We start from the raw sequence: 23,140 nt of genomic DNA, 5'->3' as shown, positions 1-23,140 counted from the left end.
CTGAGCTGATAACTCTCAACCTATAAGCCAACATTCCAGAATTAACCATCATTTATCGCTATCAAATAGCGCTTCCAGTGCATTCTTTCTGTTATTTCCTTTAAGCCACAACGCCTAACTTTGCGCAATCTATAAACAAATTCACCTTAAAACGTCGATCATTTCGACACTTTTATAAACCCATATTTTTAATGCATCTTCTCTTGATGTTAATCAAATTCACGTGAAATTAACCATGCAATTTGAGTGGTTAATGCTATTCTGAACATGCACTCTTACGTTATTTTTATGGTCGCATTCACAACGCTTGGCTCATATTAAAACTAAATTGGAGTGATGATCGTGAATGTTAACTGGAAAAAAACAGCAGTTAATTCGGTTTTGTTGTCATTGTTGAGTGTAAGTTCTTTTGTCGTGACGTTTTCTTCACATGCAGCAAATACTAAATCAACCCCTGTCGCATCAACCAACTCTCCTGAGGAGAAAGATGCCACACAAATCATGACGTTTGATCCTCGAAATGAAAAATTTGAGGCCAAACATCCCGCACAATATCAAACTTGGAAAGCGACTTCGGAAAGCGAAGCTATTACCGATGCCTTAGCGCAAGATCCCAACATGGTCATTTTATGGGCCGGTTATGGATTTGCGAAAGACTATAACGCCCCTCGTGGACACTTCTACGCTGTCACCGATGTTCGAGAAACCCTTCGTACTGGTGGGCCTAAAGATGCACAATCAGGCCCTATGCCAATGGCTTGTTGGAGCTGTAAGAGCCCAGATGTGGCTCGCGTGATCGACGAAAAAGGTGAAGATGGTTATTTCCAAGGTAAATGGTCGCGTCTTGGAGCACAAATAGTGAATCCTATCGGATGTGCCGATTGTCACAACACGCAAAGCGATGATTTTAAGAAGGGTAAACCGGCACTCAGGTTGTCTCGACCTTATGCTGAAAGAGCCATGCACGCCATTGGTAAAGACTTCGACCAACAAGATCGCTTTGGTCAACAATCGCAAGTTTGTGGGCAATGTCATGTTGAATATTACTTTGAAAAAGATAAAAACAATCAAGTCAAATTCCCATGGGATAAAGGGATTACCGTCGATGCAATGGAGAAATATTACGATGAGATTGGCTTTAGTGATTGGGTAAATCCGCTTTCGAAAACGCCGATGCTCAAAGCGCAGCACCCAGGATATGAAACATGGCAATTAGGAGTTCATGGCAAAAATAATGTTGCCTGTGTTGACTGTCACATGCCAAAAGTTAAAAACAAAGATGGCAAAGTGTTTACCGATCATAAAGTTGGTAATCCGTTCGACCGCTTTGATGATACCTGTGCTCAGTGCCATACTCAGGACAAACAAGCTTTGCAAGACATTGTGAAATCACGTAAAGATAAAGTTCAAGAGATGAAGCTCATCGCAGAAAAACAAATTGTGGCGGCGCATTTTGAAGCCAAAGCCGCTTGGGAAGCAGGTGCGACTGAGGCTGAAATGAAGCCAATCTTAATGGATATTCGTCATGCACAATGGCGCTGGGATTATGCGATAGCCTCGCATGGCGTTCACATGCATGCTCCCGAAGTAGCGCTACGTGTTCTCGGCACCTCCGTCGATAGAGCCACTGAGGCCAGAACAAAGCTGATTCGTGTATTGGCAAAACATGGTATTACCGATCCGATTAAGCTACCGGATATTTCTAGCAAAGAAAAAGCACAAGCCGCGATTGGCATGGATATGAAAGCCTTAAATGATGAAAAAGATGACTTCTTAAAAACCGTCATACCTGAATGGGACAAAGAAGCTCAACAAAGAGAAGCGACTTACCCGCAATAATGGTGAGTTTGTTATCTCCTATCAAAGCTCCGGTTCATACTGGAGCTTTTAATTTTTACAATGCTTTAAGTTGTAAAGTTGAAGCTGTGTGCATTATTTTGAACTTGGAAGCAACGCTTTCGCTTGATTGATCGCTTGAATGATCGCGACACGATCAGCATCGATATGCCCCGTATCTAAGGCATGCTGCCAAGTGTTAATGGCATCTTGATATTCCGCATTTAAAAAATGATTTGAAGCCACCAGCATTAACGTGGGGACATTATCCTTATCGATAGCTAATGCATGCTGAATCAATGCGTCAATCTCCGTATTCATACGTTGATTATTAGCATAGTAAAGTGCGGTTGCTCTTGCGGCATAAATGTTGGCTTGGGGGGCTTTCGCTAATCGTTCGGCATATAAAAAAGCAGTGGCGGCATCTTCAAATTGATTGGCATACATATAAGCATTCCCCAAGGCATACCAACTCTCGCCATTTTGTTTGTCTTGGCGCACCCTGTCCTGCATTTTTTGTATCTGAACTTTATTTTGCTGCTCGGCATTTTCAATTAAGGCAGTTGGTTTTGTAGCTTGCTCCCTTTTTGCTGATGCACTTTCAGACCATAAATCGTTTATCGAACCTAATTGAAGGTAAATGCTCCCAGTCACTAAGACAGTGACCAGAGATAATATTAAGGGGATCTTGGCAGACTGTTGCGTTGGGCTTTTAAAGTGATATAGCCAAATCACAGCCATGAGGCTAAGCGTAACAATAATTGCGAACATAGCGTCCTTACATGAACAATAAAAGTCAGATTATCAAGTGGTAACAGAGTTAAAGTTATATCAGAATTTAACGCCGTTATTATTGATCTCATACTGAATTATTGCCCTCCGTTTCCCCATAAAAAAATCCACTTATTCATGACAAATAAGTGGATTCTAAGGTCAGGTTAATTCGAAAATGAATTAGTCACGTAATGAGGCATTAAATTGCGCCGTCAGTGCGGTTACAATCGCATCAACTGAAGCAGCAATATCCGCATCTTCCAGCGTACGTTCTGTTGATTGTAGGCTTAGTGCAATTGCTAGGCTCTTCTTGCCTTCTTCCACACCTTTACCACGGTAAACATCAAACAGTTTTGCACCAGTAAGTAATTCACCACCGTTTGCCAGACATGCATTTACCACATCACCACTGGCAATCGCTTCATCTACTACCACTGCGATATCACGGCGGTTGGCAGGGAATTTAGATAGGCTTACTGCTTCTGGGATCACGCGGGTATCAATCGCTGACCATTCGATTTCAAATACGATTGTACGGCCATTTAAACCAAACTTACGCTCAAGCTCTGGGTGAACCGTACCAATCACACCGACAGGTTCGCCATCAACAACGATTGCCGCTGATTGTCCTGGGTGTAAAGCTGGGTGGCTCACTGCTTCAAAGCTAAATGCTTTGTCGTTGGCAGATAACTCAAGAATCGCTTCTAAATCACCTTTCAGATCGAAGAAATCAACCGTATTGGTTTCGATATCCCAATGCTCTTCACTGCGAGTACCGGCAATCACACCAGCCAGCATTGGCTCTTGACGCATGCCGTTTTCTGCTGAGTCACAAGGAATGAAACGCAAACCGTATTCAAATAAACGAACGCGCGGTTGTTGGCGTTTTTGGTTATGTACCACAGTATTAAGCAAACCTTGAATTAAACCAAGGCGCATTGCTGACATTTCCACTGAAATTGGGAAAGGCAGGATCAGCGGCTCAACGTCTGGCACGATCAATTTTTGCTGTTCAGGTTCAACAAAGCTATAAGTGATCGCTTCTTGGAAACCACGGTCAACCAACAAGTTGCGAACACGTTTAAGTGGTAGATTCGCTTCTTTATGATCGTTCATGCTTAACGCCGCTTTTGGCGCTTGATTTGGAATGTTGTCGTAACCGTAAATGCGACCTACTTCTTCAATCAAATCTTGCTCAATTGCAATATCAAAACGCCATGTTGGAGCGACCGCCGTCCAACCTTCGTTGGTTGTTTCAACGCTCATGCCTAAACGCTCAAGGATCTCAACCACATCATTATCAGCAATGTGGTGACCAAGTAAGTTGTCTAGTTTCGTGCGACGTAATGCTACTTTGTTTGGCTTTGGTAAATCGCTTTCTGATTCAACGGCAACCACTGGGGCGACTTCACCGCCACAAATTTCAACTAATAGCGCCGTGGCACGCTCCATTGCGCTTACTTGTAGTGCGTAATCCACACCACGTTCAAAACGCATTGAAGAATCGGTATGCAAACCGTAATTGCGCGCGCGACCACGAATATGATCCGGTGCGAAGAAAGCACACTCAAGCAGTACGTCTTTAGTTTCCGTGGTTACACCTGATTGCTCACCACCAAAAATACCAGCGATGGCTAGTGCTTTATTATGGTCTGCCACCACTAAAGTATCGGCATTTAGTTTCGCTTCAGTGCCGTCGAGTAGCGTCAGTTTTTCATCTTGCTCTGCCATACGAACCACGATGCCACCTTCAATCTTCGCTAGATCGAATGCGTGCATTGGTTGACCTTGCTCAAGCAATACAAAGTTAGTGATATCTACGACAGGATCGATTGAACGAATACCACAACGACGCAGTTTTTCTTGCATCCAAAGTGGTGTTTGCGCTTGAACATTGACGTTCTTAACCACACGACCAAGGTAACGAGGACACGCTGCAGGTGCTTTTACTTCGATTGAAACTGTATCGTCAATTGAAGTCGCTACCGCGTCAGAGCTTGGCGCTGTCACGTCCGCGCGGTTTAATACGCCAACTTCACGAGCCATACCGCGAATGCTGAAACAATCCGCGCGGTTTGCTGTAAGGTCAACATCAACCGTAACGTCATCAAGACCTAAAAATTCACGGAAATCGGTACCGATAACCGCATCTTCTGCCAATTCCATGATGCCATCAGATTCCACATCGATGCCAAGTTCAGTAAATGAACACAACATGCCATGAGAAGGTTGGCCACGTAATTTTGCTTTTTTGATTTTGAAATCGCCAGGTAGAACCGCACCAACGGTAGCGACTGCAACTTTCAAGCCTTGACGGCAGTTTGGCGCGCCACACACGATGTCTAATAATTCTTCTGCGCCAACATCCACTTTAGTCACGCGTAATTTGTCGGCGTCTGGGTGTTGACCACACTCCACTACTTTACCTATCTTCACACCAGTAAAGCTGCCAGCAACAGGAAGTACGTCGTCGACTTCTAGGCCAGCCATTGTAATTTGGTGAGTCAGTTCATCTGTCGTTACCGCAGGGTTAACCCACTCACGAAGCCATGATTCGTTGAATTTCATTGTGATTAATCCTCTCGGTTACTTGAATTGTTTAAGGAAACGAAGATCGTTTTCAAAGAACGCACGTAAATCATTTACGCCGTAACGCAACATGGTTAAGCGCTCTACGCCCATACCAAATGCGAAGCCCGAGTATTTTTCAGGATCAATGCCAACACTACGCAGAACATTAGGGTGAACCATGCCACAGCCTAATACTTCTAACCATTTGCCATTTTTACCCATTACGTCCACTTCGGCAGAAGGTTCTGTGAATGGGAAGTAAGATGGACGGAAACGCACTTGCACTTCTTCTTCAAAGAAATTACATAAGAAATCGTTCAAAATGCCTTTTAGCTGAGCAAAGTTGACGTTTTCATCCACTAGCATGCCTTCCACTTGGTGGAACATTGGGGTATGCGTTTGGTCGTAATCATTACGATATACACGGCCCGGTGCAATGAAACGGAATGGTGGTTTGCCATTTTCCATCGTACGGATCTGAACACCAGAAGTGTGAGTACGTAGCATCAAATCAGGATTAAAGAAGAAGGTATCGTGATCAGTACGAGCTGGGTGATCGTCTGCAATGTTCAGCGCATCAAAGTTATGGAAGGCATCTTCAATCTCAGGACCGGCTTCAACATTAAAACCTAGCTCACCAAAGAATTGTTCAATACGCTCAACCGTACGAGTTACAGGGTGTAAACCACCGTTCTCAATACGGCGACCTGGTAGAGAAACATCTATGGTTTCTGCTGCTAATTTGGCTTCCAGTTCAGCGCGTTGCAGAGCTTCTTTACGAGCGGCAATCGCTTGTTGAACCGTACCTTTCGCTTTGTTGATCTCTTGGCCCGCGCTACGGCGTTCTTCTGGAGGTAATTTACCTAGGCTTTGTAATTGAAGGGTTAATTCCCCTTTCTTTCCTAGCACCTGTACACGGACATCTTCTAATGCCGCGACAGAATCTGCCTGCTCTATTGCTGCCGTTGCGTTGGCAATGATTTGTTCTAATTGCATCGTTTCCTCACCTACCATCTGGTAGTCCTGTGGGTAGTTCAGTTCCTAATTGGCACATTATCTGCCATTTTGCTCAACCTCTTAATCAGCATTAAAACGCTTTTTAAGCGGCCACTGCGAGATGAAAAAGTTATGCAAAATGACGATAGTTTACGCTTACCTTAATGACAATCCTTGTCGTTCTAGCCCGTTACCGTTCTAGTCAGATAGTCATTAGCATTAAGCGCACTGCGCATTAAAAACTCACCATAATAAATAGCCCTATATAGTAATGAATGCCGCAACTAAAGCCAAATTGAAATCATGTTAAATCGTGGTTTATTTTGTGATTCATTTAATTTGTCATGTCTATTTACGATTTCACGCTCGATTTTTATCCAATTGCTGTCCAAAGTATGAGTTATCACTCCCGTTCAACCTCGAGAGAATTATGCCAATGCTCCCTTTACTGTCTCACTGCAAACGTTATGCTTCACGACTACTATTAAGTTCGATCGCCGCTTTTTCTTGCATCGCAAGCGCTCAAGAAGCTTCTGAAAAACAGTACGAGTACACCACCAACTTAGTAACCAATAATCTAGGTGTTATTTGGGGAATGGATTGGGTCGATACCAGTCACTTATTAATGACCGAACGTAATGGCCATGTTTATCTATTCGACCTGAGCACGAAACAAAAATCTGAAATATCGGGCTTACCTGAGATCAAAGTATCGGGTCAAGGCGGTTTGTTAGATGTTGCGCGCTATACCGATTCAAACCAGCAAACTTGGTTTTACTTTACCTACGTAAAACCGCTCCAAGGTGGTTATGCTGCGACTACGCTGGCTCGGGCGCAATTAGATGTTAACAAAAAAGCCTTAACCCAATGGCAAGATTTACTGGTCACCGATTCAGCCGATGACAGCAGCAAACATTTTGGTAGTCGTATTACCTTTGATGATAGCGGCCATGTATTTTTTGGCGTAGGTGACCGTGGCAACCGAGATAACGGCCAAAATATCAATAACCAAGCTGCCGCTATTTTGCGCTTAAACGTGGATGGCTCAACGCCAAGTGACAACCCCTTTGTCAAAAGCCAACAAGGTAACTCAGCGGTGTGGAGTTATGGTCATCGCAACCCTCAGGGTTTAGTTTATGATTCAACTCGAAACCTATTATGGGAAGTAGAACACGGGCCACGCGGTGGTGACGAAATCAACATTATTAAACCGGGATTAAATTATGGGTGGGCCAAAACATCACATGGCAAAGAATATTGGAACCCACTTGATGTTGGGGAAGCGAAAACCCTGCCCGGCATTGAGTCTCCGCTCAAGGTTTATGTGCCTTCGATTGCACCGAGTAGCGCGGTAATCTATCACGGTAAAGCCTTTCCCAATTGGAATGGCAATATGCTCATTGGTGCGCTTGCAGGTACCCATATCAATATGGTGTCTTTTAATCAGCACAATCAACCACAAGATGAAGTGCGCTTAGCCAGTGACTTACATGAGCGAGTACGTGATGTGATTATCGATGATAAAGGATTTATCTATTTTTCTACCGATAGTGGTAAGTTATACCAAATAAGCCCAATGTCTCTTTGAGCGCAACGTGCTTCTTAGTATAACGTCTCCTTGGGAAAATAAATTCGGTAAATTAAGAGCACTATGCCCAACCTAGCTGGGCATAGTCTTTTTATGGGTCGTATGTTAGTAAATAGCATTCAAATTAAAGGCTAAGCCCTTATCAACTAAATCTCTATCAACTAAATCCCTATCAACTGAGCCCCTATCAATCAGACAAATAATACTGCACGGTAGAAACTACACGGACTTTCTTAATATATGGCGTATTTTTATCTCTTGGCAAAATAGTAAATTGCCCTTGTGAAGCTTGCTTTATTTTGCCGAGTTGACTGGCAGAATCTTTGGCAAATTTTTCCGCCACCACCCGAGCATTTTTGGTGGCTTCTTCAACCATGAGTGGTTTAATCTCGTTGAGCTGGGTATAAATATATTCTGGTTGCGTGGCATAGCCATCAGCACTTAAAACAATCCCTTCTTTACCCAACTCCGACATTTCAGCCATCACGTTACGTATCACATCGACCTTATGAGAATACACCGTCACATTTTGCTGTGCAGAATAACGAAATTCAGCGCGAGAGCTGTCTCCCCATTGCTGCGCAGATTTATCCACAATATTGGGTGCACTAAAGCTGATTTCTTCAGGTGCCACCCCTTTTAATAATAAGAAGGCTTTTATTTTCTCGGTATTGCGATCGACTTGACGGTATAAATCCTGTAAATCATTACTCGCTAAAGTAAATTGAATTGGCCAAATGACAACATCAGCCGCCACTTCTTTTTCTGCTAACCCTTTTACCGTCACACTTCGATCTAATTGCTTATAACTAATGGCAGCCGATGACAATTGGAAGCCAAGTACTATTAATCCTAGACATAGAAACGCGCCTAACAATAAGGCAGGTAACCATTTTTGAGATTGATTTTTTAACATATTCTGATCCTATCAAGTTATATCATTCCGGAGTGTGACTAACGATCACTCGGATGATTGATACCATCGCTGGTTTCAATATCCCCTAAGTCAAAAGGATTTACCCCTTCTAAACACCCAACATTGTAGCCATATTCTGTCGGGTTAGAACGCCTTTGATGATGAGTGTAAATACCACATTGTGAGCAAAAATAATGCTTTGCTGCATGAGTATTAAATTGATATTGCCGTAATGCTTTATCACCTTTTATTACTTTTAAATTCTCTCGCTTAACAGAGGCTGCAATCGCACCTCGTCGTCGACAAAATGAACAATCGCAACGTCGTGGATTTTCAATACCATTAGGCAGGGTCAATTCCAATTCGACCATTCCACAATGGCAACTGGCTTTATGCTTGAGCAAAATATCCGTATCAGCAACTTTTTTGATCATAATCTTCGTATCCGTCTTATAATGCCGCTCGTTAACCGTACATGAGTATGGCATTAATACACCGTTCTTGATTCACCATACCGTTTAAAAGTGAGAAAAGCTGTGAAACTTAGCAGACGTTTACAATATCTTGACCGTCTTATTCCAAACCACTATCAACACATTTGGGATTGCTGTTGTGATCATGGCTTTTTGGGGGCCAGCTTACTGCAACGTAATGCAGCGCCTCACATTCACTTTGTCGATATTGTGCCAACGTTAATGGAGACCGTTCAGCAACGTTTAACCCACTTTTTTGCTGACGCTGAATCACAATGGTCGACTTATTGCTTAGATGTCACTCAAATCCCTCTTAACCAATACCAAGGAAAACAATTAGTGATCATTGCTGGCGTTGGCGGCGATTTAATGACAGAAATGGTCATCGCCTTGCAGAGCAAGTTTACGCATCTTGAAATGGATTTCTTACTGTGCCCGGTTTATCAACAATTTTTACTTCGTCGAACACTCATTGAAATGAATATGAGTCTACAACACGAACATTTAATTGAAGATAAAGGCCGTTATTATGAAGTTTTATGGGTTTCTCAACCTTCCTCAACTCCTCAAGCACAACCGATCCATCCCGTGGGTAGTCAATTATGGCACGCCAATGATGCAGCACAGGCTAAGATTGCTCGCCAGTATCTCAATAACACGCTCAAACACTATCAACGTATGTTATTGAGCTCACCAATCGAAGCACAACAAGCGTTAACCCATTATTCAGAGGTTCAGCTAGTACCTAATCATTAAGAAACCTAGTAGAAAATCGATCAACAACGCAAAAAGAACAATGGATGTATACAAAAATTAAAAAAATTGTATCGATACAATACGCTAATTTTATACCGAATGATTAGAATATAATCTCTTTATATTAAAACAATACTTCAATAAGCCTCTAACAGCGGATATTTTATTACGCTTTAAGACTGTCTTTTTCTGTGCGCCAAGGTCAAACATTCAAGAAAGATTGTTTACAATCTCAATAAGACTTTTATTATTAAAAGCAATACAATGGAATTTGTGTTTTTCTCATTTTGCGCATTGAAAAAGAGTCTGCTCATGAATAACGATAAACGTCCCCTATACATTACTTATGCTGGTCCTGTTCTGATGGCAACCCCACTGCTTAATAAAGGCAGCGGTTTTACCTTTGAAGAAAGAAAAGAATTCAACCTCGAAGGCTTGCTCCCAGAAGCCACAGAAACCATTCAAGAGCAAGTTGAACGCGCTTATCTACAATATAAAGCGTTCGAAAGCGATATGGATAAGCATATTTATCTACGCAATATCCAAGATACTAACGAAACCTTATTTTATCGCTTAGTGCAAAATCACATCTCAGAAATGATGCCGATCATTTATACACCAACGGTTGGTGCTGCTTGTGAAAACTTCTCAAATATTTATCGTCGTGGCCGAGGATTATTTATCTCATACCCCAACCGAGATCGTATCGACGATTTGGTAAACAATGCCACCAGCCAAAACGTAAAAGTTATCGTGGTGACAGACGGTGAACGTATCTTAGGGCTTGGCGACCAAGGGATTGGCGGCATGGGCATTCCAATTGGTAAACTCTCTCTTTATACCGCTTGTGGTGGTATTAGCCCAGCTTACACTTTACCTATTGTTTTGGATGTCGGTACTAACAACCCGCAACGCTTAGCTGATCCTATGTATATGGGCTGGCGTCATCCTCGAATTACCGGTGCTGAATACGACAAGTTTGTTGATGACTTTATGCAAGCGATAAAACGTCGTTGGCCTGACGCACTTATTCAATTCGAAGACTTTGCTCAAAAAAATGCCATGCCATTACTTGAGCGTTATAAAGACAAAGTTTGCTGTTTTAATGATGATATTCAAGGCACTGCCGCTGTGACGGTAGGTTCTTTAATTGCCGCTTGTCACGCGGCAAAAAGTAAACTATCTGATCAACGAATTACCTTTGTCGGAGCAGGCTCTGCAGGTTGCGGTATTGCGGAAGCGATCATCGCTCAAATGGTATCGGAAGGCTTAACGGATAAACAAGCTCGCTCTCAAGTTTATATGGTTGACCGTTGGGGTCTACTGCAACAAGGCATGAAAAACTTACTCGACTTCCAGCAAAAGTTAGTACAAGACGATGCAAACTTAGAAGGATGGGAAGGTGATGAACAAGGTTATTCATTACTAGATGTAATGCGTAATGCCAAGCCAACAGTATTAATTGGTGTATCTGGCGTTCCGGGCTTATTTAGCCAAGAAGTGATTGAGACGATGCATGCTCATTGTGAGCGTCCAATCATTTTCCCATTATCGAACCCAACCAGCCGTGTTGAAGGTACGCCACAAGATATTTTCCAATGGACACAAGGTAAAGCACTCATTGCAACCGGTAGCCCATTTGCACCAGTGAAATACGAAGGCAAGGATTACCCTATTGCTCAGTGTAACAATAGCTATATCTTCCCTGGTATTGGTTTAGGTGTATTGGCGGTGTCGGCCTCTCGAGTCACCGACGAAATGCTGATGGAGTCAAGCCGTGCCTTAGCGACTTGTTCACCGCTATCATTAAAAGGCAAAGGTGCGCTACTGCCACCATTAGAAGAAATCCATTCGGTTTCGAAAAAAATCGCCTTTGCAGTCGCTAAAAAGGCTATAGAGCAAGGTGTGGCTTTATCGATTACCGATGAGGCTATTGAAGCGGCCATTGACAGCAGTTTCTGGCAGCCAGAATATCGCCGTTATAAACGTACCGCCTTCTAACCTCACAGTTATTGATAACGGATTGTCTTTAAATCGTTTAAATGACAACCGGTTATGAAAGCATAATGTCAGCCCACTTTAATATTTACCCAAAGTGGGCTTTTTTTATTTTTCACTCCTTGATTAGGCTGTTATCATCATCCCTAAGCCTGAACCTACTGTGGCTCAGTTCTCTTGTTCAAGAATTTAGGAAAAAATATGCATAACGGAATAGCCATTCTCTCTGTTTTTTTGCATCGGGCTCACACGCTACACTCATCTAGCCATTTGAACTGGCAACATTAAGTTCCGTTGTATGCTTGTGACTCCAGAAAAAAAGCAAACTATAACCAAGTGGTTTGTCCGTAGCTTAACGTTACTCTCGATGTTAGTGGTGCTTTTCGCCTGCACTATTGCCCTTATCGATCGGATGATCAGTTGGCAAACCCAATCGTCTATTTATCATGATATTGCCAATGTTCCCCACTATGAGGTTGGCCTTGTTTTAGGTACCAGTAAGTATATTGGACATACTTTAAATACCTATTATTCACATCGAATTGACGCCGCTATTGAGTTACACAAACAAGGGAAAGTACATTCTTTTCTACTAAGTGGTGACAACGCCCATCGTTCTTACAATGAACCATGGACGATGAAAAGAGATTTATTAAAAGCGGGAATTCAAGAACAAAATATCCATTTAGATTATGCCGGATTCAGAACCTTAGATTCGATAATTCGGGCAAAAGAAATCTTTTTAGCAAATCATTTTCTCATTATTACCCAAGATTTCCATTGTGAGCGCGCTTTGTATATTGCCCGTTATCACCATATTAACGCCCAATGCTTAGCGGTCCCAGGCCCTCTAAACACCTCAGGCTTGAACATCAGGATACGCGAAGTCTTTGCTCGTACTAAAGCCTTTTTGGATCTTTATGTGCTACATGCACAACCTAAGTTTCTCGGTCCGATAAAACCGATTCTCACTGATGAAGAAAGCCCAACTGAAATAGTCATTACGCCAACTTCCGCATAATTTCGACCCGATTACGGCCATTCTTTTTCGCTTTATACAAGGCTTCATCAGCTCGGGCGGTCATTTCCCTAACCGTTTCACCAGGAAACATTTCGACCACGCCAAAACTACAAGTAAGACGTTCAATTTGTGGCCAAGAATGCGTTTCTACTTGTTCTCGGATACGCTCCGCGAGACTTCTTGCCCCTTCCAAAGTCGAATTAGGACAGAAAACAATAAACTCCTCGCCTCCCCAGCGTACTAAATGATCATTGCCACGTAATTGCTGTTGGATTAAACACACAAACTCTTTTAGCACTAAATCACCCACCATATGACCAAAGTTATCATTAACCGCCTTAAAGTGATCTAAATCCAAATACACCATCGCAAGTTTTGCATTTCCCCAACGTACACGACGAGTAATATTATCTAGCCAATCACGAACTGCATATCGATTACTCGCTCCGGTTAATTCATCTTTCATGGCTTTATGAGTCGCTTGAGTATATTTGTCATTAAGATCTCTATTTAGTTGATCTAATTGTTTAGCATGAGCGTGTATTTTTTCTGCTCGACGACGTAAATGATAAAGTTCATTAAATAAAAAGATTAATGCGGCACTAATCCATATCGCAAGTAAACCATAAGCAAACCAACGTTGAGATAAATAAGTTCCTTTAAAAATAATTTTATTCACTTTAATTGTATGTTTACCCAATACAGAACCTGAATCAGTCGCAATCTGAATCATAGAGACATTATCAAGATTGACCCCTGCATTTTCAATTGGCACATTATAATCAAATAGCCACCAGGTCAGTACTTGGAACTTCGTAAAACTAATATCTTGCCCACCAGAACCTTCACCTGGATGATATTCAATTCCATTATATTTTAAGGTGTTATCATCTTCGGGTTTAAAGATCTCAGACTCATAATTTCGAATATAGAATCGCACTCTGTCTGTCGCATGACTTGGCCCTTGATAATCTATATCCAAATACACGCGATCAAAGCTGGATAAGTCTAGTCCATTTTCAACATCATCAGTTAAATTAATCGTTATCTCGCAATAGCGCCATGGGTAATCACTGTCAATCAACTCACAGTCCATGATCGCTGTATTTCGATTAAGTACTAATGATGCAGTACTTTTACCATTAACTACCTGATCGGTTGCGACTTTATAAGAGTATTTTTGTGGTGTTATTTCCAATGTCTTATTTTGACCCACAGTAAAATAAAATGCAGATAACATTACATTCAGCACAAACAAGATGAGGATAATTTTAATGTATATTTTATTTTGCACTTTTCACCCTTAGTACCAAAGTTTATTATCGATTAAAAATAAACCATTAAATTTTTAATGTTATTATCCCACCTTCATTGTCATTTACCAATTGATTTATATTGAAACTACGAATAATTGTTCTGAAGCAATAAGATATTAATATTATGTAACTGTTAATATAATTTTCCTCTTATTTCACTTTACAAAAATGAATCCTGATCGCCTTTCTAGTATTAACATTTCCAACTTTTCGATAAACTACACAAAAATACAATAATTAGGTTAATCACATGGAAAGCAACATCACTGGAACACTGGCTAAACTCTGTTCTGAACTTTCAGACCACGCTCAACAGCCAGTACAATATTCTCTCCCAATTGGAGAGCATCGTATCGCCTTAAATCCTTATCTAGGGCAAACCATTTCCCTTGCTCATACTGGTAATATTTTCTGCTCATCGTGTGGTAAAAAGACTAAAAAAAGCTATTCACAAGGCCATTGCTTCGTTTGTATGAAGAAATTGGCCAGTTGCGATATGTGCATCATGAAACCAGAAACCTGCCATTACGATGCTGGCACTTGTCGTGAGCCTGAATGGGGTGAAGCCAATTGTATGGTTGATCATTATGTTTATTTATCAAATACTTCCAGTCTAAAAGTGGGCATTACTCGACACAGCCAAATACCGACTCGCTGGATAGATCAAGGTGCGACCCAAGGGCTGCCTATTTTCAAAGTCAAAACTCGTTATATTTCTGGCTTAATTGAAGTGGAGCTGGCTAAACATATTGCAGATAAAACCAATTGGCGAACCTTGTTAAAACAAGATGGAGAGCCCCTTGCTTTAGAGGAACAGTTTAAAAAGCTATTGCCATTAGTTGAAGCGACTATTGCCGATATTCAAGCTCAATTTGGTGAAGATGCCGTTGAGATTTTAGGCAATGAGATAACCCCGATCGCTTATCCTGTTGAGCAACATCCAACGAAAATCGTGTCGCACAACTTTGATAAAAACCCAGTGGTCACCGGCCAACTGCAAGGAATTAAAGGGCAATATTTAATTCTAGATACAGGTGTCATCAATATCCGTAAGTTTTCCTCTTACGAAGTGACCTTTAACCCTCAATAACATCGCCATATAAAAACAAGCTCTCATTTGGGAGCTTGTTTTTCTTATAAATTTTGCTCTTTTTATCACTCTCTTTCATCCTTGAATCGTGTTTATTTTGTACGATTCACATTTTTATAATGAAATTCGAGTGCATACCTCATCTATTCCTTTCTTTAATGCGACATTTTCCCTACAATCCTGACACAATATATTGACTTTATCGCATTCAAGTTGGAGTTTTCATGAGCAACGTAAAGCATTGTAATCTACTTATCCTTGGTTCTGGCCCAGCCGGTTATACAGCGGCAGTGTATGCAGCTCGTGCCAACTTAAACCCAGTTCTCGTCACTGGCATGCAACAAGGTGGTCAATTAACCACGACAACCGAAGTTGAAAACTGGCCAGGTGATGCAGAAGGGTTAACAGGGCCAGGCTTAATGGAGCGTATGAAAGAACATGCTGAACGTTTCGAAACTGAAATCGTCTTTGACCATATTCATACTGTTGATTTAAACACTCGCCCATTCAAATTAATTGGCGATAGCAACCAATACACTTGCGATGCCCTTATTATTTCGACTGGTGCTTCCGCAAAATATCTTGGTTTAGACTCGGAAGAAGCCTTTAAAGGACGTGGCGTGTCTGCTTGTGCAACTTGTGATGGTTTCTTTTATCGTAACCAAAAAGTTGCGGTTGTCGGTGGTGGTAACACTGCCGTTGAAGAAGCGTTATACCTTTCAAATATTGCTGCTGAAGTCCACTTGATTCACCGTCGTGATACCTTCCGTGCGGAAAAGATCCTAATCAATCGCTTAATGGATAAGGTGGAAAACGGCAATATTATCTTACATACCGAGCGCACTTTAGACGAAGTGATTGGCGATGAAATGGGGGTAACGGGCGTTAAAATCAAACATACCCAAACTCATGATATTGAAACCATTGACGTCATGGGAGCTTTCATTGCTATCGGTCACCAACCTAACACTGCGATTTTCCAAGACCAACTCGACATGAAAGATGGCTATATCATCGTAAAATCAGGTTTAGAAGGTAACGCAACTCAAACCAGTATCGAAGGCGTCTTTGCCGCCGGTGATGTAATGGATCATAACTATCGCCAAGCTATCACTTCTGCGGGGACTGGCTGTATGGCGGCATTAGATGCTGAGCGCTACCTAGATACCTTACAGGCAAAAAAGTAATAAGCTAAAACGATGAAGGGTATATTGTACCCTTTGTCCGCTTAATCATAGTAAATTCAATATGCTTTATGCCTCACAATGGCCACCAACTCGTTTGTAGCACATTGGCCCATTGATAATATTGAGGCATAAAATGAGAACGACTTAGTCGTACCACTGCCACTTTCACTCGGCTTATTTCCTTTATTCCGGTGTTTGTTTTGGTTGGTCATAGGTGTCATACCTCCTATATCCCCCAGATGGAAAAGAGTGTCACATGGATAAACAACAACGACGTCATTTAAATAAGTGGCTCAAACAGCAAGGTAAACTGGCTAAAGTTTGGTTATTTGCCACTATAGGTTTAGGTCTACTTTCAACACTATTCTTACTTGGTCAAGCCGCATTTTTAGCGTCTATCTTACATAATGTCATTATTGAACAAACCGATAAGCACCAGCTCATCGGCTCTTTTATTGGCTTAGCGGTCATGATCGCAGGTCGAGCACTTTGTACTTGGGGTCGAGAGATCACTGGCTATCGATGTGGACAAGCTATTCGTATTTATATTCGCCAACAAATTTTAGATAAATTACGTGATCTTGGCCCAGCTTACATCAAAGGCAAACCGGCTGGTACTTGGGCGGCCTTACTCCTCGAACAAGTAGAAGAAATGCAAGACTTCTTTGCACGCTACTTGCCACAAATGTCGTTAGCGGTATTGATTCCTTTTTTAATCTTAATTGTGGTTTTCCCGTCCAACTGGGCAGCGGGGTTAATTTTCTTAATCACTGCGCCTTTAGTCCCTCTGTTTATGGCGCTAGTGGGTATGAAGGCGGCCGATGCCAATAAAAAGAACTTTAAAGCATTGCAACGCTTGTCTGGCCATTTTTATGACCGATTACAGTCAATGACAACCATACGTTTATTTTATCGAGCAGAGGCGGAAACGGAATTACTACGCGGTTCTTCTGAAGTGCTACGAAAAAGCACGATGGATGTTTTACGTATTGCCTTTTTATCTTCAGCAGTCTTAGAGTTTTTCACCTCTATTTCCATCGCTATTACCGCCGTTTATTTCGGGTTTAGTTATATCGGTGAACTTAACTTCGGCTATTACGGCGTTGGTATTACCTTATTTACAGGTCTTTTTGTTCTGATTTTAGCACCTGAGTTTTATCAACCCTTGCGTGATCTTGGTACTTTTTATCATGCTAAAGCCCAAGCTTTAGGGGCAGCAGAAAGCATTGTTGAATTTTTAGATGCCGATGTTGAAGCTGCTAAATCAGGCCATACCTCGTTACCATCACCACAAAATATCGAAATCATCGCGCACAATCTGGAAGTATTCAGCCCTGAAAAAACCAAACTCGTTGGCCCGATCTCTTTTACTATTCAAGCAAACCAAACCACGGCCTTAGTTGGCCCAAGTGGCGCAGGAAAAACCAGCTTAATTAATGCCATTCTCGGGTTCCTCCCCTATTCTGGCTCACTCACTATTAATGGTGTAGAAGTGAAAGAGCTCGATCTAAAACAATGGCGTCAAAATATTAGCTGGGTTGGACAAAACCCATTATTGGTCAATGGCACCATTTATGAAAATGTCGTTCTTGGGCAACAAAATGTCTCTGAGCCTGCGGTTAATAAAGCATTAAAAGATGCCTTTGCTGATGAATTCGCAACCAGCCATGGGCTTGATTACCCCATCAGTGATCGCTCAGGAGGCTTATCCGTCGGACAAGCACAACGTCTTGCTCTGGCTCGTGCGATGTTACAAAACGGCTCTTTCTGGCTACTGGACGAACCTACCGCTAGCCTTGATGCCCACAGTGAACATCTGGTTGCGAAGGCATTGAATGATAATACTATTGGTAAAACAACTCTGATGGTAACCCACCAATTAGATCATCTTAAATTGGTTGAAAATATTCTGGTAATGCAATCTGGGAGCATTGTTCAATCAGGTCAATACCATGAAATTAAAGATTCAGGTTTATTTGCTCAAATGTTGTCATCGAAAGTTGAAAATGACATCGAGAATAAGGGGAATTTAGATGCGTGAGTTAGCACCTTATCTCAAACTCTACAAGAAACATTGGTTTAGCTTATCGCTAGGGATGTTTCTCGCCTTTGCAACCTTAGTCACCTCCATCGGGCTGTTAACACTGTCGGGTTGGTTTCTTTCTGCCGCGGCGGTTGCAGGCTTAACCATTGCCCGTGAAACCTTCAATTACATGTTACCTGGTGGTGGTGTGCGTGGATTTGCGATGGCTCGTACTGCAGGCCGCTGGGGTGAGCGTGTGGTCAGTCACGATGCGACGTTCAAGCTACTTGCCGATTTACGTATCTTTTTCTTCCAGAAATTAACACCATTGATCCCAGGTCGTTTTTCTAAATTACGTGATGCTGACTTACTCAACCGCTTAGTAGCGGATGTGGATGCGATGGATCATGTGTACTTACGCCTGATCAGCCCTATCATTGTCGGAGTTTTAGGTATCATTTCCCTAACGCTCTTTATCTGTTGGTTTGATATGGCCATTGGATTGACCTTAGGCGGCATCTTATTGGCTCTTTTATTATTATGGCCAATTATCTTCTACAAATTAGGCAAACAGAATGGCGAAACACTGACTCAAAATAAAGCCAAGTTACGCATTGCCACTCTCGATTGGGTACAAGGGCACAGTGAATTAGTCTTATTTGGTGCAGAACCAAAATATCGTGATGCCATCAATCATCATCAAAATGCTTTAATCAAAAACCAATTAAGCAATGCCCACTATACCGGCCTTGCCAGCGCGCTATTATTGCTTGCTAATGGTTGGAGCTTAGTCTTGATCATTTGGATGGCTGCGGATGGTATCCATGGTCAACCTCCCGGCCCTATGGTTGCCATGATGGCCTTTGCCACAATGGCCAGCTTTGAACTATTAATGCCTATTGCCGGGGCATTTCAATATTTAGGGCAAACTTTAGAATCGGCTCGTCGATTAAATGAAGTGCTATCAGCTACCCCAGATGTTGTCTTTCCCGCCTCTGGCATCGACACATCCAAGCAATATGATCTTGAACTTACTGATGTCAGTTACCGCTATCCAGACAGTCAAACTAATGCATTAAATGCACTTTCACTGCATTTACCGGCTGGAAAAAAACTGGCAATAGTGGGACAAACAGGCTCAGGAAAATCGACCTTATTGCAATTGTTAACTCGTCAATTTGACGTAACAACGGGCTCGTTAACTCTGGCAGGTCACCCAATCGGCAGTTGGACAGAAAAAGGATTGCGCCAAAGTATTTCGGTTGTCAGTCAACGTGTTGATATTTTAAATGGCACATTAAAAGATAACCTTCATTTAGCCAAACCCGACGCTAGCGACGAAGTACTCTTGCAGATCCTCGAAGCTGTCGGTCTGTCTCATTTAACTCAAGGAGCAGGGTTAAACAGCTGGCTAGGTGATGGCGGTCGCCAATTATCTGGCGGAGAAAAACGTCGTATCGGCATAGCCCGTGCAATCTTACACGATGCACCAATCATGTTGTTAGATGAACCCACCGAAGGCTTAGATAAGCAGACGGAAACCCAAATAATGCAACTTCTCAATCAGCATACCCAAGGAAAAACCGTGGTGTTTGTCACTCACCGCTTAGTGGGGTTAGAACAAATGGATAAGATTTGCTTAATGGACCAAGGCAACGTGGTTGAACAAGGTACTCATCACCAATTGCTCGCATTAAATGGTTTATATCAACGGCTACACCAAAGGTTATAAATGAACCATAAAAAAACCGCGGTTAATTTAAACCGCGGTTTTTATTTGTGCTTTCAATACAATAGCATGTCAATCGGTAGTCATAGCAACGGATAATCATGACGACCGACTGTTTACTTATGCGTGTGCCGCTTCGAATTCTTGCATGAAGTCGACTAAAGCCTGCACACCTTCTAATGGCATCGCATTATAAATAGAAGCACGCATACCTCCGACGGCTCTATGACCTTTTAGCGCTTGTAAACCACGTGCTTCTGCTTGTTCTAAGAATAAAGCATCCAACTCAGGCTTAGCTAATTGGAACGGAACATTCATTAATGAACGATTATGAGGGTGCACATTATTACGATAAAAGTTTGATTCATCGATACAACGATACAGTACCGCCGCTTTTTCGCGGTTGATTTTCTCCATCGCCGATACCCCACCATTGGCTTTCAACCATTTGAAAACTAAACCAGATAAATACCAAGCATAGGTTGGAGGCGTGTTGAACATCGACTCTTTTTCATCCAACACTTTATAATTTAAAATACTTGGTAGCTCATTGCAGGCAAGATCTAATAAATCATCACGTACGATGACTAGACACAACCCTGCAGGTCCAATATTTTTTTGGGCTCCCGCGTAAATAACACCATATTGAGAAACGTCGATTTCACGCGATAAGATCGTTGAAGACATATCTGCAACAATCGGTTTATCCGTAATAGGCAAATCATTAATTTCAATACCATCGATGGTTTCATTTGGACAAAAATGAACATAAGCGGCATCGGCTGATAATGGCCATTGGGCTGCGGGTAAAATAGCCGTTTTGCCATCAATTTCAGTCGTAGCGTTAATCACATTCGGTTGGCAATATTTTTTCGCTTCATCGACTGCGCTTGCCGCCCAGTAACCACCATCAATGTAATCTGCTGACGTTGCCTGACCTAATAAGTTCATTGGGACAGCGGCAAACTGTGCACGTGCACCACCCTGACAAAATAGGACTTTATAATTATCTGGAATGGATAATAAATCGCGTAAATCTTGCTCAGCTTCATTCGCCACTTTCAAAAATGGTTTACTGCGATGGCTAATTTCCATAACGGAGGTGCCTAAGCCATTCCAATTTAAAAATTCACTTTGCGCCTGCTGCATCACGGCTTTTGGAAGACTCGCTGGTCCAGCACTAAAGTTATAGACGGGTTCCATGATCAATATTGCTCCTGCTTAAATAGGATGAAGTTCAATCGGATAAAAATGTGACTACAGTAATACCATTTTTTATCTGACAGAGAAAAGCGCTTTTTAAAGAAATACAAAAAAGAAGCGCATTTAGTGACTTTTTCTAGCCAAGACTTTCTTGGATCAAAAAACTGGCTCACTAAATCGCTTCTAATTGAAAAATAACTTTTCGTTATCTAAATAATAATGGCGCAATAAATGCTATTAATGGTAATGACTTACCACCTGAAAATTGAATATTTCCACCCGTAATTTTGCCATTAATATGATAGCCATCAGCTTGTTGATCCATCATACCTTGCTGGATCATATCGTCCAAACCAGGTTGCATAAAGGGATATCGTTTCACCATTTCATTTGAAATAAAGGCGTTGGCTCCCCCTTCCATAGAAGATAAAATTTGCAGTGGATTTTGACTAACCGGTTTATCGCTTTGTGGGAAGTTCAATGTTAATTGGCTATTAAACTTACCATCATCAATCGACGCTTTCATCTCATCGACTGAAACACTAAAGCCTTTGCTAAACAGCGTATCAACCGATGTGGTCGCACGTTGAATATCTTCCGCCGTCAATTGATGCTCATTAGTTTGATAAACCGTTAATAAATCAGAAAAAGCTTTTGTATCTAAATGCTTAAACGACGCCTCAAAACCTAAATCAGTGAGTGTCTCATCAGAAAAATCAACACTATCGACCGCCACTTGATGGTGACTTGAGAAGGTATTTTCTTTTGCGTCTTCTTGAGTATTAAATTGGTAATCAAATTGGTGAATATTGACCATGCTTTCACCTAGCGCATCGATCAGGTTCAATTCACCCAATTTCAGCTGTTGAGTTCCCAACCAAAAACCTTGTTTCTTTTCACCGCTCCCAGAGCCATTAAGTGAACTTAGAATGATCGATTCACCATTACTAAAGCGGCCATTAAAACCTTCTAATTGGTAATCAAATGTCAATTCATGAGAGGTCGAAAAGTGTGCCGAGAGTTTTGCTGGTGCAAATTCAAGTTTAGAATTCACATCATTGGCAAAATTAAAAGTCATCTTTTGACTGACGGCTGTCAACTCCGTTGCACCATTCACATAAGTGACCGAATGAACATCAATTGGTAATTGTTGATAATTCTGAAGTTTACTATCCGTCGACACACTCAATAATCCATGACGAATATCATGGTCTAATACGAATTCGGTCGGTAAGCCATCCATTTCAAAACGCTGCTTTAAAACTGGATTAATGATAGTAACTTTCGTTTGAGCACTTGAGCTCAAATAGCCGCGATGATATTGAACTAACTGAACCTGTACTTCATCTTGTTGAATTTGCGCAATACCATCTTGAAAAGTATTGTGTGCAAATTGCCCAACCGCGAGAGGCCAGCAAGCCGCAAGCGCAACCAAGCCACCTATTGCGGCGTATTTTTTTACCTTATCCATATTAATCCTTGAAAACGAGTTTAATGTCTTTAACCGTCGTTGTTATATTGTCAATCTTAGTTATACAGTCAATCTTAGTTGTGTCATAACTCTTAGTTGTGTCATAAATTTCGTTATACATTGAACCAGAGCTATACAGTATAAAAGAACAACAATGCTCCACTTTACCATTAATGTAAATTTAACATCTTG

Annotated in this window: 17 protein-coding genes; 9 read left to right on the top strand and 8 right to left on the bottom strand. The window is 41.7% G+C overall.

All coding sequences use genetic code 11. The annotated features are described in order from the left end of the window. The first annotated feature begins 336 nt into the window (after positions 1–336). The gene (gene nrfA, locus VCA1004_RS05445) at positions 337–1,839 is read left to right on the top strand and encodes an ammonia-forming nitrite reductase cytochrome c552 subunit (RefSeq protein ID WP_086984406.1); all 1,503 of its coding nucleotides are present in this window, start codon (positions 337–339) and stop codon (positions 1,837–1,839) included. Between the two features lie 93 nt (positions 1,840–1,932). On the opposite strand, the gene VCA1004_RS05440 is transcribed toward nrfA, so the two are convergent. The 3 genes from VCA1004_RS05440 to pheS form a co-directional block, all read right to left on the bottom strand. Further along, positions 1,933–2,607 carry a TPR domain-containing protein gene (locus VCA1004_RS05440; protein ID WP_086984407.1) on the bottom strand — a complete coding sequence of 225 codons (675 nt, stop codon included), beginning with the start codon at positions 2,605–2,607 and terminating at the stop codon, positions 1,933–1,935. A gap of 183 nt (positions 2,608–2,790) precedes the next feature. Further along, a complete protein-coding gene (pheT, locus tag VCA1004_RS05435; RefSeq protein WP_086984408.1) occupies positions 2,791–5,178 on the bottom strand; it encodes a phenylalanine--tRNA ligase subunit beta in 2,388 nt (795 codons plus the stop codon). An 18-nt stretch (positions 5,179–5,196) separates the two neighbouring features. Continuing rightward, positions 5,197–6,177 (bottom strand): phenylalanine--tRNA ligase subunit alpha, encoded by a 981-nt coding sequence (pheS, locus tag VCA1004_RS05430; RefSeq protein WP_086984671.1) that lies wholly within the window; start codon positions 6,175–6,177, stop codon positions 5,197–5,199. 430 nt (positions 6,178–6,607) lie between these two features. Here pheS and VCA1004_RS05425 point away from each other — a divergent pair, with 430 nt between their 5' ends. Beyond that, a complete protein-coding gene (locus VCA1004_RS05425; protein WP_086984409.1) occupies positions 6,608–7,765 on the top strand; it encodes a PQQ-dependent sugar dehydrogenase in 1,158 nt (385 codons plus the stop codon). Between the two features lie 187 nt (positions 7,766–7,952). On the opposite strand, the gene VCA1004_RS05420 is transcribed toward VCA1004_RS05425, so the two are convergent. Together VCA1004_RS05420 and VCA1004_RS05415 are read right to left on the bottom strand one after the other, a co-directional pair. Next, positions 7,953–8,681, bottom strand: coding sequence for an SIMPL domain-containing protein (locus VCA1004_RS05420; protein ID WP_086984410.1), 729 nt, complete (start codon positions 8,679–8,681; stop codon positions 7,953–7,955). A 38-nt stretch (positions 8,682–8,719) separates the two neighbouring features. Next, positions 8,720–9,115, bottom strand: a complete 396-nt coding sequence (locus tag VCA1004_RS05415) for a GFA family protein (RefSeq protein WP_086984411.1) — start codon at positions 9,113–9,115, stop codon at positions 8,720–8,722. Positions 9,116–9,217: 102 nt separating this feature from the next. Here VCA1004_RS05415 and VCA1004_RS05410 point away from each other — a divergent pair, with 102 nt between their 5' ends. From VCA1004_RS05410 to VCA1004_RS05400, 3 genes are all read left to right on the top strand, one after another. Next, positions 9,218–9,910, top strand: a complete 693-nt coding sequence (locus VCA1004_RS05410) for a tRNA (adenine(22)-N(1))-methyltransferase (RefSeq protein ID WP_086984412.1) — start codon at positions 9,218–9,220, stop codon at positions 9,908–9,910. A 312-nt stretch (positions 9,911–10,222) separates the two neighbouring features. Beyond that, a complete protein-coding gene (locus VCA1004_RS05405; RefSeq protein WP_086984413.1) occupies positions 10,223–11,911 on the top strand; it encodes an NAD-dependent malic enzyme in 1,689 nt (562 codons plus the stop codon). Between the two features lie 295 nt (positions 11,912–12,206). After that, a complete protein-coding gene (locus VCA1004_RS05400; protein ID WP_331813065.1) occupies positions 12,207–12,929 on the top strand; it encodes a SanA/YdcF family protein in 723 nt (240 codons plus the stop codon). Here the strand turns inward: VCA1004_RS05400 and VCA1004_RS05395 are convergent. Next, positions 12,910–14,223: a GGDEF domain-containing protein gene (locus VCA1004_RS05395; RefSeq protein ID WP_086984414.1), complete on the bottom strand. Its 1,314-nt coding sequence runs from the start codon at positions 14,221–14,223 to the stop codon at positions 12,910–12,912. The genes VCA1004_RS05400 and VCA1004_RS05395 overlap by 20 nt on opposite strands. Positions 14,224–14,495: 272 nt before the next feature. On the opposite strand from VCA1004_RS05395, the gene VCA1004_RS05390 reads away from it, so the two are divergent. The 4 genes from VCA1004_RS05390 (at position 14,496) to cydC (ending at position 20,277) form a co-directional block, all read left to right on the top strand. Then, positions 14,496–15,335, top strand: coding sequence for a DUF2797 domain-containing protein (locus VCA1004_RS05390; protein ID WP_086984415.1), 840 nt, complete (start codon positions 14,496–14,498; stop codon positions 15,333–15,335). Between the two features lie 224 nt (positions 15,336–15,559). After that, the gene (gene trxB / locus VCA1004_RS05385) at positions 15,560–16,522 is read left to right on the top strand and encodes a thioredoxin-disulfide reductase (protein WP_086984416.1); all 963 of its coding nucleotides are present in this window, start codon (positions 15,560–15,562) and stop codon (positions 16,520–16,522) included. Between the two features lie 256 nt (positions 16,523–16,778). Further along, positions 16,779–18,563 (top strand): heme ABC transporter permease/ATP-binding protein CydD, encoded by a 1,785-nt coding sequence (gene cydD, locus VCA1004_RS05380; protein ID WP_086984417.1) that lies wholly within the window; start codon positions 16,779–16,781, stop codon positions 18,561–18,563. After that, positions 18,556–20,277 carry a heme ABC transporter ATP-binding protein/permease CydC gene (cydC, locus tag VCA1004_RS05375; RefSeq protein WP_086984418.1) on the top strand — a complete coding sequence of 574 codons (1,722 nt, stop codon included), beginning with the start codon at positions 18,556–18,558 and terminating at the stop codon, positions 20,275–20,277. Before cydD ends, cydC begins: the two co-directional genes overlap by 8 nt. Before the next feature lie 117 nt (positions 20,278–20,394). Here the strand turns inward: cydC and serC are convergent, their stop codons facing one another. Together serC and VCA1004_RS05365 are read right to left on the bottom strand one after the other, a co-directional pair. After that, a complete protein-coding gene (gene serC, locus VCA1004_RS05370; protein WP_086984419.1) occupies positions 20,395–21,477 on the bottom strand; it encodes a 3-phosphoserine/phosphohydroxythreonine transaminase in 1,083 nt (360 codons plus the stop codon). Positions 21,478–21,682: 205 nt separating this feature from the next. Further along, positions 21,683–22,948: a DUF945 family protein gene (locus VCA1004_RS05365; RefSeq protein WP_086984420.1), complete on the bottom strand. Its 1,266-nt coding sequence runs from the start codon at positions 22,946–22,948 to the stop codon at positions 21,683–21,685. Positions 22,949–23,140 lie beyond the last annotated feature (192 nt).

It is taken from the genome of Vibrio aphrogenes (assembly GCF_002157735.2).
GTDB lineage: Bacteria > Pseudomonadota > Gammaproteobacteria > Enterobacterales > Vibrionaceae > Vibrio > Vibrio aphrogenes.
This window is presented reverse-complemented; position numbering and strand designations above follow the sequence as displayed.

Coding starts and splice junctions, on each gene's coding strand:
- nrfA (WP_086984406.1), top strand. CDS start 337: ATGATCGTGAATGTTAACTGGAAAAAAACAGCAGTTAATTCGGTTTTG.
- VCA1004_RS05440 (WP_086984407.1), bottom strand. CDS start 2,607: ATGTTCGCAATTATTGTTACGCTTAGCCTCATGGCTGTGATTTGGCTA.
- pheT (WP_086984408.1), bottom strand. CDS start 5,178: ATGAAATTCAACGAATCATGGCTTCGTGAGTGGGTTAACCCTGCGGTA.
- pheS (WP_086984671.1), bottom strand. CDS start 6,177: ATGCAATTAGAACAAATCATTGCCAACGCAACGGCAGCAATAGAGCAG.
- VCA1004_RS05425 (WP_086984409.1), top strand. CDS start 6,608: ATGCCAATGCTCCCTTTACTGTCTCACTGCAAACGTTATGCTTCACGA.
- VCA1004_RS05420 (WP_086984410.1), bottom strand. CDS start 8,681: ATGTTAAAAAATCAATCTCAAAAATGGTTACCTGCCTTATTGTTAGGC.
- VCA1004_RS05415 (WP_086984411.1), bottom strand. CDS start 9,115: ATGATCAAAAAAGTTGCTGATACGGATATTTTGCTCAAGCATAAAGCC.
- VCA1004_RS05405 (WP_086984413.1), top strand. CDS start 10,223: ATGAATAACGATAAACGTCCCCTATACATTACTTATGCTGGTCCTGTT.
- VCA1004_RS05400 (WP_331813065.1), top strand. CDS start 12,207: ATGCTTGTGACTCCAGAAAAAAAGCAAACTATAACCAAGTGGTTTGTC.
- VCA1004_RS05390 (WP_086984415.1), top strand. CDS start 14,496: ATGGAAAGCAACATCACTGGAACACTGGCTAAACTCTGTTCTGAACTT.
- trxB (WP_086984416.1), top strand. CDS start 15,560: ATGAGCAACGTAAAGCATTGTAATCTACTTATCCTTGGTTCTGGCCCA.
- cydD (WP_086984417.1), top strand. CDS start 16,779: ATGGATAAACAACAACGACGTCATTTAAATAAGTGGCTCAAACAGCAA.
- cydC (WP_086984418.1), top strand. CDS start 18,556: ATGCGTGAGTTAGCACCTTATCTCAAACTCTACAAGAAACATTGGTTT.
- serC (WP_086984419.1), bottom strand. CDS start 21,477: ATGGAACCCGTCTATAACTTTAGTGCTGGACCAGCGAGTCTTCCAAAA.
- VCA1004_RS05365 (WP_086984420.1), bottom strand. CDS start 22,948: ATGGATAAGGTAAAAAAATACGCCGCAATAGGTGGCTTGGTTGCGCTT.